The sequence below is a fragment of the Nonlabens sp. Asnod2-A12 genome (genome assembly GCF_045063745.1).
GTDB classification, from domain to species: Bacteria; Bacteroidota; Bacteroidia; order Flavobacteriales; family Flavobacteriaceae; genus Nonlabens; species Nonlabens xylanidelens.
Genome location: NZ_JBEFOB010000003.1, coordinates 1,749,496 through 1,764,056, shown reverse-complemented (window position 1 = coordinate 1,764,056; position 14,561 = coordinate 1,749,496). Strand labels below are relative to the sequence as shown.

Below are 14,561 nucleotides of genomic sequence, written 5' to 3'. Positions count from 1 at the left end.
AAATTGCCCCACTTTTAAACTCCCTGTTCTGAAAACAAATCCTATTATAAGAGTTATTATACCTGCCTATAACGAGGCAGATTCCATACCTCTAGTCATTAAAGCGGTACCTTCTATGGTTACTGAGATAATCGTATGTAGTAATAATTCTAACGATGATACGGTAATAAATGCCCGTAATGCTGGTGCCACGGTAGTAGAAGAATCTACACCAGGGTATGGAAATGCATGTTTAAAAGGAATGGATTATGTCGCTTCATTACCTGAGTCTACAGATATTATCGTGTTTCTAGATGGAGATTATAGTGATTATCCAGAACAGCTAGTAGAACTGGTATCGCCCATAATAGAAAAGGATATAGATTTTGTGATAGGTTCTCGAGTTCAAGAATTAAGAGAGGCAGGTTCTATGACCGGTCCTCAAATATTTGGAAACTGGCTGGCAACCAGTTTAATGCGATTATTCTTTAACTCTCGTTTTACAGACCTAGGACCTTTTAGAGCGATTAAGTATGATAAGCTTTTAGAGCTTAAAATGGAAGATCGTACTTATGGATGGACTGTAGAGATGCAACTCAAGGCTTTAAAGAAAAGTTTTACTTATACTGAAGTTTCTATGAAATACCGCAATAGAATAGGTGTTTCAAAGGTATCAGGTACGGTTAAAGGTGCTATCTTTGCAGGCGTTAAAATTTTGACATGGATTTTCAAATACGGTTTTAAAAAATGATTTTAGAGTGGATATGTATAGTAGTTTATTCTATATCGTTGATTTTGATTTTATTCTATGCTTTTGCACAGCTTAATTTATTAATTAACTACGTTAGAGCCCAAAAAATAGTAGATAACTCTCCTTTATTAGATCTTAAGAATCCTGAAGAGGTTCCTTATGTGACTATTCAATTGCCAGTTTTTAATGAGGCATATGTAATGGATAGATTGCTAGATAATATAGCGTTAATAGAATACCCTAGAGAAAAATTAGAAATACAGGTGCTAGACGACTCTACAGATGAGACGGTAGAAACTACAGCGGCACATGTAAATAGACTAGCAGCGACAGGTCTAGATATAGTTCATATTACAAGAACAGATCGCAGCGGATTTAAAGCCGGTGCTTTAAAAGAAGGTCTAGCCATTGCAAAAGGTGATTTAATAGCAATTTTTGATGCAGATTTTTTACCAGATGCAGACTGGCTGTATAAAACGATTCCTTATTTCAAAGATCCAGAAATAGGTGTAGTGCAAACGCGATGGGCACATCTTAATCGTGATTATTCTATTCTTACTCAAATACAAGCATTTGCACTAGATGCTCACTTTACTCTAGAGCAAGTAGGTCGTAATTCTAAAGGGCATTTCATTAACTTTAATGGAACTGCTGGTGTATGGCGCAAAGAGACTATTTATGATGCAGGTAACTGGGAAGGTGATACCTTAACTGAAGATCTAGATTTAAGTTATCGAGCACAATTAAAAAACTGGAAGTTTAAATACCTAGAGCATGTAACCACTCCTGCAGAGTTACCTATCGTTATTAGTGCGGCTAGATCGCAACAGTTTAGATGGAATAAAGGTGGAGCAGAGAATTTTAGAAAAATGTTTAAAAGAGTGGTTTCTTCAGAGATGTCTTTTAAATCAAAAATGCATGGCGTACTTCACTTGTTAAATAGTACGATGTTTCTTAATGTACTTATAGTAGGTATTCTTAGTATACCTATGCTATATATTAAGAATGAATACGGTCATTTACGAGAGTATTTTATAGTCATGAGTTTCTTTGTAATTAGTACGATCATATTTTTTATATGCTATTGGTACATGTATAAGAAGACTTATGGTAGTGGCCTTAAAAACTTCATATCATATATAGGTATGTTCTTTACTTTCTTTTCTATAGCAATGGGATTTTCTTTTCATAATTCTATAGCAGTATTAGAAGGTCACGCAGGTAAGCGCAGTGAATTTGTTCGTACTCCTAAGTTTAATCTGAAAGCAATGGGAGGCAACTGGAAATCAAATAAATACTTGCGTAAAAAAATTAGTCCGCATGTTATTATAGAAGGGATTTTGATGTTGTATTTTGCATTTGGTATGTACTCTGCGTTTGTAGTGGGGACCGAGCCAGATTTCGGACTGTTTCCTTTTCACTTAATGCTTACTGTTGGTTTTGGATTTGTATTCTTCCGTAGTTTAACAGATAAACAATAATGGAACGCCGGTTAAGTAATGCTTTAGGTATTTTAACCATTATTAGTGCTGTACTTTATGGATTGTTCTTTTCTGTAGAGCGCAAGGAGTTTTCTAGTTTACTTATTATTTATGTATTGCTTTTTACGCTATTTGGAACGTTAACTTATGTTCTAGATAAAGCGACTAAAAGCAATCTTAAACTCTTACCTGACTTTATTGGAAAACGTTTTTACGGAATGCCATTACTAGGTGGAGTGTTTTTAATCGGACTGTTGTTAAGGTTTTTATTAATTGATAATACACCACATCTTTCTCAAGATTTTTTCAGATTCATATGGGATGGACATCAATTAATTAATGGTTTTAATCCTTATTTATACTTACCAGATGATGTTATAGCTTCTGGTGCAACCCATATTCCAAATGCTTCTTTTTTACATGCTTCTATGGGAGAACTCTCTAGTGGTTTGTATACAAATTATCCACCTTTAAATCAGTTATTCTTTGCTGCAGCGGCATGGTTGGGTGGTGATAGTATCTTATCCAGCATCATATGGATGCGTGTATTCTTAATTCTCGCAGATGTAGGTATATTTATTTATGGTATAAAACTTTTACGTTTACTGGGTAAGTCAGAGTGGCTTATCACCTTGTATTATCTCAATCCTTTTACGATTATAGAACTTACCGGTAATTTGCATTGGGAAGGTATGATGGCGTTTTTTCTACTCGCTGCGATTTATCATTTGTTGAAATCTCAAAAAGTACAAAGCGTGCTTTTCATGGGGTCTGGAATTCTTTTAAAGTTGCTGCCAGTTATGGCACTACCATTACTTTTAAGAAGATTAAAGTTTAAAAAAGCAGTTGTTTATTACTTATTGGTTTTAGTTGTGGTAGTAGCAGGATTTAGTCTTTTTGTGTCCCAACAATTATTAGATAACTACGCTGCTTCAGTAGGATTGTGGTTCGGTAAATTTGAATTCAATGGTAGTATTTATTACCTAGTAAGGTATGTTGGGTTTAAGATTACAGGTTACAATATTATAGAGACAGCAGGTAAAATCTTACCATTGTTTACCTTTTTCATTATTGTCCTTATTAGTTTTATTCGTAAAAATGAAATTCCAGAAATACTTATTTCTAGTATCATGTTTTCCTTTTTTACTTATTTAATGTTTTCAACTACCGTACATCCATGGTATTTAACCATACCGCTGCTGTTCTCTATCTTTACAAAGTATCGTTTTATGCTGGTATGGAGTTGTACTATATTTCTAAGTTATTATGCTTATTCAAATACAGACTTTGTAGAAAGTAGCTTGCTACTCACTATAGAGTACGTTTTAGTCTTAATTATGTTTATTTTTGATTTGTACAGCAATAGGGTTTCTCTCAACAATACACGACCTATTGATGTGCCACAAAACCTTTAACCATGAAACCAATCATTATATTTTTATTGCTCTGTATATTAGGGTTCATTTCTTATGATTTCTATAAAGACTGGAACAGATTTCACGCACCTGAATATCATTATCAAACAGACGCTACTATAGATAATGACTACCATGATCCTGCAGTAGTAATGGATTATCACGCAGCAATTCAAGATCTCAACTCTTTTATTAAGCTACAATGGACAGCAAATGATATAGATGTAAGATTACCAGAAGATGACGATTTAGAAACTACTCTTGCAGTTAAACATTATTCTCAAAAGCTTGCTCGTGTTACTTATTTAGAGCAAAAACTAGTGCAGTCTGCAAGTTATAAATCTAATGGATGGAACAATCAACAGATTATCGATTTTGAAAATAATCACAGTAGTCCAGAGGAAATCAAAACTATAAAACAAAAGAGTTTAATAAAGCAACTCTATAATAATCATTGGGAAAATAGTCAACGCATAGGTGCTAAAAACGTGTTGATTTTTGAGATACAAAAAAAACTCATAGCACAAGGTTATGATATGTCTCTAGATGGTGTTTTTGCAAAAGCAACTATGGAAGCTCTGGCCAATTTTGAATCAAAAAACAATCTTTTCCCAGATGGGAAAATAGATGTGCTAACTTTTGAGGCTTTATTAAAATAGGTTATTAAAACTTTGTATATCAGTGATTTGACATGATTGTCATAAGAGTGACGTAAACAAGTCAAGGATCTAATTTGTTCTTTAAATGACTTCATTCTTAGATTTGTTTCACTAATTTTAAATTATGAAAATGATGAGCCCAATAGGTACTAAAATCAAAGAAATACGTCTCAAAAAGGGTATGTCTCAAGAGGAGCTTGCGACAGAATCTCAAGTCAGTTTACGAACCATTCAACGTATCGAGAACAATGAAAATGAACCTCGAGGTAAAACCATGCAGCTCATTTGTGAAACGCTAGCAATTAATATTGAAGAGTTATTAGATTACGGTAAGCAGGAAGATAGGCAGTTTTTAGGTTTCTTTCATTTATCTATCATTCTCGGAATTATTTTTGGAGTAGGAGGTATTCTGATTCCTTTAATATTGTGGATGACAAAAAAAGATAAGATTATTGGACTACAACGTATAGGGGCACGTACATTAAATTTTCAAATTTGGTGGTTAATTTTAATGGTTATAATTCCAACAATTGGTTTTGTTATTATTTTTAATCAAGGAATGATAGGTATTAAAGGAATGACTAGTATAATGTTAATCCCGGTTGTAATGATGATAATCAATGCAGTATTAGCTATAATTTTTGCTGTTTTTAATTTCAGAGGCAAACAAATCACTTACCCAAGTATTATTCCTATGATTAAATAAAAAAAAAGGGTTTCTTATACTTTTATAAGAAACCCTTTCAATTAAATATTTTACAACAATTTACTTCTTACTGACCTCGTACAAGTCAGTCCTGCGGTCTTTTAAATTCTTTACAGCGCCATAATTGTGTAGTTCTTTTAATAAGTCCATATCCACATCTGCCACCAAGATCATTTCTGTGTTTGCTGTAGCCTCTGCTTTTACTCCATTTGATGGGAACGCAAAATCACAAGGCGTGAATACCGCACTTTGTGCATAAGAAATATCCATATTTTCTACCGCAGGTAAATTACCTACGCTACCAGCGATAGCTACATAACATTCGTTTTCTACCGCTCTAGCTTGAGAGCAAAGGCGTACACGAGCATAAGCATTTTGTGTATCGGTCAAGAATGGTACAAAAAGAATTTGCATGCCTTCTTGTGCCATAATACGACTCAATTCTGGGAACTCACTGTCATAGCAAATCAAGATTCCTATTTTACCACAATCGGTGTCAAAAGTCTGGATCTTACTTCCACCTTGAAGTCCCCATACTTTTTGCTCATCTGGTGTGACATGTATTTTTTCATAACGTTCTATCGTACCATCTCGACGGCACAAATTCCCTACATTATACAATTGTCCATCAATGATTTCAGGCATAGAACCTGTAATAATGTTGATGTTATACTTAATGGATAATTCAGAAAACTTGTTTCTTATCATCTCGGTATATTTTGCTAGTTCTCTAATAGAATCACTAACACTCAACTTATTGTAAGCAGCCATAAGTGGCGCATTAAAATATTCAGGGAATAAAGCAAAATCAGACCTATAAGCTGCAACAGCATCTACAAAGTATTCTACTTGTTGCATCAACTCATTAAAACCTGAGTAAGGACGCATTTGCCATTGAATAAGACCTAGACGTACCGTACTTTTCAGCGCACTCGTTTCTGTTATAGGTTTTGTATAATAAATATTGTCCCATTCTAGTAATACGGCAAATTCCATAGAAGCAGCGTCGCCATCCAGATAGTTTTTAAGAACACGAGAAACATGGAAGTCGTTTGATAATTGAAAGTTCAGTACAGAGTCTGTAATCTCTTTATTGCGCACTTTTTCAATGTACTCTTTAGGCGTCATATCACTCGCGTGATTATGATAGTTAGGAATACGACCACCGAAGGCTATACCTCTTAAATTCAAATTCTCACACAGCTCCTTACGGTAATCATATAAACGACGACCTAATCGCATACCACGATATTGTGGCTTTATAAATACCTCTATTCCATAAAGGACATCACCGTCATTATCATGAGTAGTGAATTTATAGTTACCAGTTACTTGCTCATAAGTGTACTGACCGCTGAAATCGTCATACTTTACGACTATAGAAAGCGCACAGGCTACGATCTCTTCATTCACTTTGAGAACAACTTGACCTTCAGGAAACTTTTCAACTAGCGTTTTAATTTGTTCTTCTTTCCAATAAGAATCTGGTAGATTGCTATAAGAATCTATCATTGCATGTTTCAACTCTTCATAATCTTTAAGCTGTAAAAACTCCAGATTTAAGTTGTCTATTTTACTCATATTAATATCACTCATAGTGTGTTACTTGTATTTAAATGTAATCGCAATCCATTAATATTTCACAATTGAAACGTTAATTTTTCAAGCATAAAAAACCTGTAAACCGCTATGTGTTGAGCAACTTACAGGTTTTGATTTTTGTTCCGCTTTCGCGAAAGCGGAATTATAATTACATCTCTAATAAATAAGCAAAAATGAGTGGCGCCACGATAGTCGCATCACTTTCTACTATAAACTTAGGTGTGTCTTGATCTAGTTTTCCCCAAGTGATTTTTTCATTAGGTACGGCTCCAGAATAACTTCCATAACTAGTCGTAGAGTCAGATATCTGACAGAAATAACTCCAGAATGGCGTGTCGGTACGTTCCATATCTTGATACAACATAGGCACTACACAAATAGGGAAATCTCCTGCGATTCCACCACCTATCTGGAAGAAACCGATTCCTTTTTGTGAATTATCAGTATACCAGTCTGCAAGGAAAGTCATGTACTCGATACCACTTTTTACAGTGCTGGCTTTTAACTCACCTTTTAATACATAACTAGCAAAAATATTACCCATCGTACTGTCTTCCCAGCCTGGAACGACGATTGGAAGATTGGCTTTGGCAGCGGCATACATCCATGAATTCTCAATAGGAATCTCATAATACTGTTCTAGGACACCACTTAAAAGTAGTTTGTACATATATTCATGAGGGAAATAACGCTCGCCTTTTGCCTCTGCATCTTTCCATATCTCAAAGATGTGTTCTTGAAGTCTTCTAAAAGCCTCTTCTTCTGGAATACAAGTATCTGTAACACGATTTAATCCTTTTTCTAATAAATCCCATTCATCTTGCGGTGTTAAATCGCGATAGTTAGGGACTCTTTTATAATGGCTGTGCGCCACTAGATTCATCAAATCTTCTTCTAGGTTTGCGCCTGTACAAGAAATGATATGTACTTTATCCTGACGTATCATCTCGCCAAAGATCTTCCCAATCTCTGCAGTACTCATTGCTCCAGCAAGTGAGACCAGCATTTTAGAACCTTGATTTAATTGCGTTTCATAACCTTTGGCTGCATCTACTAGCGCAGCACTATTAAAATGTAAAAAATAGTTTTCTATAAAATCTGTAATAGGCTTACTCATTGTCTTTTATTTAATAATTAAACTAAATTGTAATAGTCACTTATACCGGTTAAGATGCTTTGTACAGCATATGACGCTAGTATAAGTCCCATAACTTTACTTATTACTGTGATACCATAACTACCTATGCGATCTTGTATTTTATTTGCGGCTAGTAATATTAACGCGGTTAATATGATAACTACAAAGACCAAAGCGGTAGTAATGAGTTGATGTTGTATCGTGTACAAATGATTATCAGTCATAAGTACAACAGCCATTATCGCACCTGGTGATGCAATAGATGGGATGGCAACAGGAAAAATGGTAACGTGTTTATAGTCGGTGATTTCATTTTTCTCACTTTCTGGTTTTCCATCACCGAAAACCATGGTCAGTGCAAAAAGAAAAAGAATAACCCCACCAGAAATTTGAAAAGCATCTAATGATACTTCCATTCCTTCTAGAATGAGCTGTCCTATAACTATAAAGAATAACAAAATCAAGAATGCAATAGCACTAGCTCTTATGGCAATTTTCTTTTTATGAGTATTGTCAAATTCTTTAGTCGCCTCTAGATATACAGGAACGGTGCCTATAGGGTCTATGACGGCTATTAAGAAAAAGATGGTAGTGATTATTTGCAACATAAATTTAGTTTTCTAGGTTTTTCATTTTTTTTAATCCTGCTTTTGCAAAATCATTTGTTGTTGTATAGCCATTTTCTCCTTCTAGAGCGATGTCTTTAAACTTATAACTCAACATTTTATAATACAGTTTTGCTGCAAGAAAATCAGACGACTTCTCTGATGGGTTAGGGCATAACTCTACGATGTCAAATCCTACTACGTTTTTTTCTTCAAAAACAGTTTTCAAAAATTCTAGAGTTTCATACCAGTATAAACCACCAGGTTCTGGTGTGCCGGTAGATGGACATATAGATGGGTCAAATGCGTCTAAATCGATAGTTATAAATACATTTTCTGTAAGAGCCTCTACCGCTTTTTCTTGCCAGTAGTCATCTTGGACCATTTCATGAGCATAGAAGGTTTTTTCATCATCATTAACACCTAGCTCTATGCTGTCCATGGAGCGTATACCCACTTGCACTAGGTTTGCTTTTTGGCTAGCCTCGTATACAGCACAAGCATGATTACAAGAACTTCCATCGTATTCTTTTCTTAGATCTGCATGGGCATCTAGCTGCAGTACACTTAGGTTTTCATACATTTCATTAAAGGCACGTATGCTACCTATAGAAATAGAGTGTTCTCCACCAAAAAGGGTCACAAACTTATTTTTCTTGATATACTTTTTAGTAGTTGCGTGAACGGCATCTACCATTGCTTCTGGCGAGCTGTTTTCTGTAACAGCATCTGCTAGAAAGACTCCATGATGATACACTTCTGTATCCGTTTCAATATCGTATAATTCCATATTTGCACTGGCGTCTAGAAAAGCTTCTGGACCTTTATCTGCGCCTTTTTGCCAGGTGCTTGTTCCATCATAAGGAACTGGAATTAAAACAATAGATGCATTATCTAGTCCAGCATGTTCATCTGGAATTCCTGCATAGTTTAAATTGTTCATGTTATAAGCTTAAAAAAATTGGTTTTAAAATTCAATGTTTGTGTACAGCTGTATTCTGTTATAATAAAGCTTTTTTAATAAACTCAGTTATTAATATCCCAAAATATCCAGCATGTGTTCGCTGGTTTGTTGTTCTTTAAAAACGCTAGTTTTAATATCGCCATTTTCATCACGATCGATTAAAATATGTTTAGGAGCAGGTATTAAGCAGTGTTGTATGCCGCCATAGCCACCTATGCTTTCTTGATAAGCACCGGTATTAAAGAAACCTATGTAAAGAGGTTTATCTTTATGATATTTAGGTAAATAGATGGCGTTTATATTTTGCTCACTATTGTAATAATCATCACTATCACAAGTAAGACCTCCTAAAAGTACACGTTCATATTCTTCTTTCCATCTGTTAAGCGATAGCATGATAAAACGTTTGTTAATAGCCCACGAGTCAGGTAAAGTGGTGATAAAAGAACTGTTGATCATGTTCCATTTCTCACGATCGTTTTGTTGTTTTTGATACAGTACTTTATAAATAGCTCCACCGCTTTCTCCTACGGTAAAAGAACCGAATTCTGTAAAAATGTGAGGTACGTCTACTTTTGCTTCATCACAAACTTGTTTAATTTGAGAAACGATCTCGTCGATCATGTATTCATAATCAAAATCAAAAACTAAAGAGTTCTTGATAGGAAAACCACCACCTATATTTAAACTGTCCAGAGTTGGGCATATTTTCTTGAGACTTATATAGACCTTAAGACATTTATGCAACTCATTCCAGTAATAGGCATTATCACGTATTCCAGTGTTTATAAAAAAGTGCAGCATCTTAAGATCTACTTGATCATTAGTAGCTATTTGAGTCTTATAAAAATTTAGAATATTCTTATATCCTATACCTAGTCTACTGGTATAGAATTCAAATTTAGGTTCTTCTTCACTCGCGATACGTATGCCAGCATTAAACCTCTTTGAGGTAGCATCAGTAAGAAGTGTTAACTCTTCATAGTTATCTATGATAGGAACACAGTTCTGACCAGAATTTATTAATGCGGCAATGTTTTCTATGTATTGCTCTCGCTTAAAACCGTTGCAAATAACAAAAGTGTCATTCTTAATTTTACCTTCAGCTTTGAGCTTGTTGACTATATTAATGTCAAAGGCACTCGAGGTCTCGATGTGTATGTCGTTGCTTAACGCTTCGTCCAGTACATGTTTAAAATGCGAGCTTTTTGTACAATAACAGTAGTGGTATTTTGCTTTGTAGTCCGCTTTCGCGAAAGCGGAATCAAACCAACCCTTTGCGCGGTTGATATTATCAGATATCTTAGGTAGATATGTGAATTTTAACGGCGCACCATATTGCTCTACTAGAGCCATTAGATCAATGCCGTGAAACTGAAGTTGGTCATCTTTCAGTTCAAACTCTTCCGTTGGGAAATAGTAAGTCTGGTTGATGAGGTCAATGTATTTTGTGTTCAATGTCGTTAACAGATAAATTAAAAAATAACCCCTTAAAAGCTAGAGCTTAAAAGGGATCAAATGTAAATTAGTAAAAGTTAACGGTGTGTTAAATAATCATTAGATCATCTTCAAATTGATCACTTCTTGATCTTTAAGTTTACGGTAATGACCTCGCGGTAAATCCTTCTTAGTAAGCCCACCTAAAACAACGCGATCGAGAACTTTAACTTCATAACCTACCGCTTCAAATACACGTTGTACGATGTTGTCTTTACCACTGTGTATTTCTATTCCTATCTCGTTATTTTTACCGTTTTCTACGTAGTTGATTTCTTTAATTTCTATCGGTTCACGATCGATAAGAATACCGTTACGTAATTGCATTAAGTCTTCATGCTTAAAACTGCGGTCTAGGGCAACTTGATAAATTTTACGTAGTTTTTGTTTAGGATTGTTCAGTTTGTTTGCTAACTCAAGATCGTTAGTAAATAACATAATACCTAAAGATGCTCTACCTAGTCTACCTACAAAGTGAAGACTGTTAGGACTCGCACTCTCCATAAGGTCTAGAACGGTTCTACTAGAGCGTTCTCCTTTACGAGGTGAATTAAATCCTTTAGGTTTATTAAGAATAAAGTATTCCTTTTTAGATGGTTGTATAGGTCTATCATCAAAACGTACCTCATCACCAGGCATTACCTGATAACCCATTTCTACTACAGGTTTACCGTTTACACTTACACTACCAGCTTTTATATAAATATCTGCATCACGACGGCTGCATAGGCCAGAATTTGCGATGTACTTATTAAGTCTTGTACCAGCTTTGTCTGTCTTTCTTTTAGTAAAGCTCTCTGCTTTTTTGCGATCTATGTATTCTTTTTTAGTAACAGGTTTTCCAGAACGAGATGTTCCTACTACCTGATTTTTACCACCGCGAGTAGTAGGACGGTCGTTAGATCCTTTACCGCGAGAAGAAGATTTTCCTTTATCGCTATATGGTCTGTCATTACGTCTATCATTACCTTTTGAAGCACCAGCGCTTTTGCCATCACGGCGACCGCTACCTTTACTTTTTGATCCTTCGTTACCTCTACTCATCGTATTAAAAATTTTTTGCAAAGATAGACTTTTAGTTATTTGAATATCAACATGAAATTCAAATTATAATAGACTATTTCTTACGTCTTTAAATGGCCATATTTAGCGTATATAAAAACATGAAAATCAATCGTTTTTAACACGTGATTCTCATGCGATTTAACGAGCATATGAATAGGTAATGAATGTGGTGAAAACCTATTCTTCTTTATATAATAATTAAAGGCCTAGAATCTACATTCCAGTTCTTATAGCCTCTACAGGATCTAGTCTTGCAGCTATAAACGCAGGGATAATACCTGCCACTAGGCCTATGCCAGCACTTACACTAGTACCTAAAAGAACGTTATAAGAAGAGAGTACAAAGGTAAAATCATCTGCCATGGAATTTGCTAGTAGTGTACCCAGCCAGACAAATAGTAGTCCAAAGAGACCTCCAAAAAGTGCTAGAATAATAGATTCAAATAAGAATTGAGAAAGGATAAAACGTCTTTTGGCACCCAGTGATTTTTGAATACCTATTAAATTCGTACGTTCTTTAACACTTACAAACATGATGTTTGCAATACCAAAACCACCTACTAGCATAGAAAAACCTGCTATAATGACTCCTATAAAAGTTAATACACTTGTAACCTGGTCTATTAAATCTGCAAAGCCTTTTAAAGGATTGATAAAGAAATTAGTAATTTCATCTGGTTTTAAACCTCTGTAAGAACGTAGTTGCTGTTCAAAGGTTGCGATAAATTCATCTTGGTCGACTCCTTTTTTAGGTTTTAAAATAAGAGCAGCAGTTCTGTTTTTATTATTGTCACCATAAATTTTACGTACAAAATTAACCGGTACATAAGCACTACCATCTTTAGAAGGGCCCATAATTCCCTGACCTTCTTTTTCTAATACACCTATTATGGTAAATTTATTTCCATATAACCTAACACGTTTACCGATAGGGTCGCTATCACCGAATAGGCTAGAGGCGACCTCACTGCCTATTACAGCCACAGGACTACCACTATTTGATTCGGCTCCATTAAAGAAACGCCCTTCCTTTAATTTAAGGTTTTCTATGTCGTAAAAAGACTCCGTACCTGGAGTGATGTTTACACCGGTAGCAGTTTTGTCTTCATATTTAATGTTTTCTGGAGAGGCAAAAACCGTGTAAGTAATCGCGTCTATGTCATCCATACTACGTTGTAGCATCTGGTACTCATCATAAGACACATTAGGAAATTTTTCATATTCATAACGCTCCAGTTCTGTAGGGCCGAAGGATCTATTTAAAACATAAATAGTAGAAATATCAAGGGAACTTAGGCCGTCAGTGATTTCATTTTCTAGAGAATCTATAGCTGCGAGAACACCTATGATAGAAAATATCCCTATAGTCACACCTAGAAGCGAGAGAAAAGTACGCAGCAAATTGGTGCGCAATGCATTCATGGCAAAAAAGAAACTTTCTTTTAAAACTCTTAGATAAATGAGCATGGATTGACTTTAAATTTTAAGCTGGTTAAAAATACGCTTTCTCATTGGACAAAAAAGAACCTAATTTGTTACAAAATTGTTGGAATTAATTCCGCTTTCGCGAAAGCGGAACCACAAATAACTTCTATACGCACTAGGTAACTTATCTTTGCATCTTAAATACTATCGACAATTGGAAGAGAATTTTAAACTTACAGATCAAGTAGAATTAAAGGAATCGCTTACTACAAAATGGCAAGCGCCTTCTAATATTGCACTAGTTAAATACTGGGGAAAACATGGTGTACAACTACCGGCAAACCCTTCTATAAGTTTTACTCTCGATGCATGTCGCACCATTACTAGTGTTAAAGCTAGTAAGGGAACACACGGTTTTAGTATAAGTTATGATGGTGTGGAAAAGCCAGAGTTTGCTCCTAAAATCAAAGCGTATTTTGAACGTATTTCTAGCTATTGTCCATGGATTACCAGCTATCATTTTGAGATAGACACACATAATACATTCCCGCACAGTTCTGGGATAGCGAGTAGTGCGAGTAGTATGGCCGCGTTGAGTGCTTGTGTAATGGATTTTGAAAGTGAGCTTACTGGTACATCTTTAGATTATCATAAAATGTCTTTTTTATCACGTCTAGGTTCTGGTAGTGCCTGTCGCAGCCTGAAAGGAGCTGCTGTTTTATGGGGTGAGCATGTGGATACAGACGGTAGTTCTAATCTTTATGGAATTGATAAGAGTGACTTATTACATCCTGTTTTTCAAGATTTTCAGGACACTATATTGTTAGTAGACAAAGGTGAGAAGGTGGTAAGTTCTACAGTAGGTCATGATTTGATGAATGATCATGCTTATGCTAGTGCAAGATTTGAGCAAGCACAAAGTAATTTAACGATATTAAAAAAGGCGTTAAAAGATGGCGATCTAGCTACTTTTATTAAAATAACAGAAAGTGAAGCGCTTACTTTACATGCGATGATGATGACTTCTCATCCTTATTTTATACTCATGAAACCTAATACGTTGTCGATTATCGAAGAGATTTGGGCTTTTAGAAAAGAGATGCAAATACCAGTGTGTTTTACTCTAGATGCAGGCGCAAACGTACATATGTTATATCCTAGCGAGCATAAAACTGCTGTCGATGGGTTGATTAACAACAAATTGACTAAATATTGCCAAAACTCTCATTATATTTGTGATCAGATAGGCACAGGAGCAAAAAAGTGCTAACTTA

At 35.2% G+C, this 14,561-nt stretch carries 13 protein-coding genes; 6 read left to right on the top strand and 7 right to left on the bottom strand.

Annotated features, from left to right (window positions below):
• Positions 1 to 28 precede the first annotated feature (28 nt).
• The 5 genes from ACJJVJ_RS08125 to ACJJVJ_RS08105 all read left to right on the top strand — a co-directional run bounded on the left by ACJJVJ_RS08125 (position 29) and on the right by ACJJVJ_RS08105 (position 4,991).
• Complete coding sequence (locus tag ACJJVJ_RS08125; RefSeq protein ID WP_405371238.1) at positions 29 to 730, top strand: glycosyltransferase family 2 protein; 702 nt, start codon at positions 29 to 31, stop codon at positions 728 to 730.
• Positions 727 to 2,211: a cellulose synthase family protein gene (locus tag ACJJVJ_RS08120; RefSeq protein WP_405369827.1), complete on the top strand. Its 1,485-nt coding sequence runs from the start codon at positions 727 to 729 to the stop codon at positions 2,209 to 2,211. The genes ACJJVJ_RS08125 and ACJJVJ_RS08120 overlap by 4 nt, the downstream gene beginning before the upstream one ends.
• Positions 2,211 to 3,626 (top strand): hypothetical protein, encoded by a 1,416-nt coding sequence (locus tag ACJJVJ_RS08115; RefSeq protein WP_405369826.1) that lies wholly within the window; start codon positions 2,211 to 2,213, stop codon positions 3,624 to 3,626. Before ACJJVJ_RS08120 ends, ACJJVJ_RS08115 begins: the two co-directional genes overlap by 1 nt.
• Positions 3,627 to 3,628: 2 nt before the next feature.
• The gene (locus tag ACJJVJ_RS08110) at positions 3,629 to 4,285 is read left to right on the top strand and encodes a peptidoglycan-binding protein (protein WP_405369825.1); all 657 of its coding nucleotides are present in this window, start codon (positions 3,629 to 3,631) and stop codon (positions 4,283 to 4,285) included.
• 133 nt (positions 4,286 to 4,418) lie between these two features.
• Positions 4,419 to 4,991, top strand: coding sequence for a DUF4870 domain-containing protein (locus tag ACJJVJ_RS08105; RefSeq protein WP_405369824.1), 573 nt, complete (start codon positions 4,419 to 4,421; stop codon positions 4,989 to 4,991).
• A 60-nt stretch (positions 4,992 to 5,051) separates the two neighbouring features.
• On the opposite strand, the gene ACJJVJ_RS08100 is transcribed toward ACJJVJ_RS08105, so the two are convergent.
• The 7 genes from ACJJVJ_RS08100 to ACJJVJ_RS08070 form a co-directional block, all read right to left on the bottom strand.
• The gene (locus ACJJVJ_RS08100) at positions 5,052 to 6,587 is read right to left on the bottom strand and encodes a bifunctional GNAT family N-acetyltransferase/carbon-nitrogen hydrolase family protein (protein ID WP_405369823.1); all 1,536 of its coding nucleotides are present in this window, start codon (positions 6,585 to 6,587) and stop codon (positions 5,052 to 5,054) included.
• 154 nt (positions 6,588 to 6,741) lie between these two features.
• Entirely contained in the window at positions 6,742 to 7,710 is a 969-nt protein-coding gene (locus ACJJVJ_RS08095) for a deoxyhypusine synthase family protein (protein WP_104514589.1), read from the bottom strand.
• A 17-nt stretch (positions 7,711 to 7,727) separates the two neighbouring features.
• Complete coding sequence (locus ACJJVJ_RS08090) at positions 7,728 to 8,339, bottom strand: MarC family protein (RefSeq protein WP_104514590.1); 612 nt, start codon at positions 8,337 to 8,339, stop codon at positions 7,728 to 7,730.
• A gap of 4 nt (positions 8,340 to 8,343) precedes the next feature.
• Positions 8,344 to 9,279 (bottom strand): agmatinase, encoded by a 936-nt coding sequence (gene speB / locus ACJJVJ_RS08085; RefSeq protein WP_405369822.1) that lies wholly within the window; start codon positions 9,277 to 9,279, stop codon positions 8,344 to 8,346.
• Between the two features lie 90 nt (positions 9,280 to 9,369).
• Complete coding sequence (locus tag ACJJVJ_RS08080; RefSeq protein ID WP_405369821.1) at positions 9,370 to 10,758, bottom strand: arginine decarboxylase; 1,389 nt, start codon at positions 10,756 to 10,758, stop codon at positions 9,370 to 9,372.
• A 99-nt stretch (positions 10,759 to 10,857) separates the two neighbouring features.
• A complete protein-coding gene (locus ACJJVJ_RS08075; protein ID WP_245890627.1) occupies positions 10,858 to 11,862 on the bottom strand; it encodes a pseudouridine synthase in 1,005 nt (334 codons plus the stop codon).
• Between the two features lie 213 nt (positions 11,863 to 12,075).
• Positions 12,076 to 13,329, bottom strand: a complete 1,254-nt coding sequence (locus ACJJVJ_RS08070; protein WP_405369820.1) for an ABC transporter permease — start codon at positions 13,327 to 13,329, stop codon at positions 12,076 to 12,078.
• Positions 13,330 to 13,501: 172 nt separating this feature from the next.
• Between ACJJVJ_RS08070 and ACJJVJ_RS08065 the strand changes: the two genes are divergently transcribed.
• Positions 13,502 to 14,557, top strand: a complete 1,056-nt coding sequence (locus ACJJVJ_RS08065; protein ID WP_405369819.1) for a diphosphomevalonate/mevalonate 3,5-bisphosphate decarboxylase family protein — start codon at positions 13,502 to 13,504, stop codon at positions 14,555 to 14,557.
• Positions 14,558 to 14,561 lie beyond the last annotated feature (4 nt).

Coding starts and splice junctions, on each gene's coding strand:
- ACJJVJ_RS08115 (WP_405369826.1), top strand. CDS start 2,211: ATGGAACGCCGGTTAAGTAATGCTTTAGGTATTTTAACCATTATTAGT.
- ACJJVJ_RS08110 (WP_405369825.1), top strand. CDS start 3,629: ATGAAACCAATCATTATATTTTTATTGCTCTGTATATTAGGGTTCATT.
- ACJJVJ_RS08120 (WP_405369827.1), top strand. CDS start 727: ATGATTTTAGAGTGGATATGTATAGTAGTTTATTCTATATCGTTGATT.
- ACJJVJ_RS08100 (WP_405369823.1), bottom strand. CDS start 6,587: ATGAGTGATATTAATATGAGTAAAATAGACAACTTAAATCTGGAGTTT.
- ACJJVJ_RS08105 (WP_405369824.1), top strand. CDS start 4,419: ATGAGCCCAATAGGTACTAAAATCAAAGAAATACGTCTCAAAAAGGGT.
- speB (WP_405369822.1), bottom strand. CDS start 9,279: ATGAACAATTTAAACTATGCAGGAATTCCAGATGAACATGCTGGACTA.
- ACJJVJ_RS08095 (WP_104514589.1), bottom strand. CDS start 7,710: ATGAGTAAGCCTATTACAGATTTTATAGAAAACTATTTTTTACATTTT.
- ACJJVJ_RS08090 (WP_104514590.1), bottom strand. CDS start 8,339: ATGTTGCAAATAATCACTACCATCTTTTTCTTAATAGCCGTCATAGAC.
- ACJJVJ_RS08070 (WP_405369820.1), bottom strand. CDS start 13,329: ATGCTCATTTATCTAAGAGTTTTAAAAGAAAGTTTCTTTTTTGCCATG.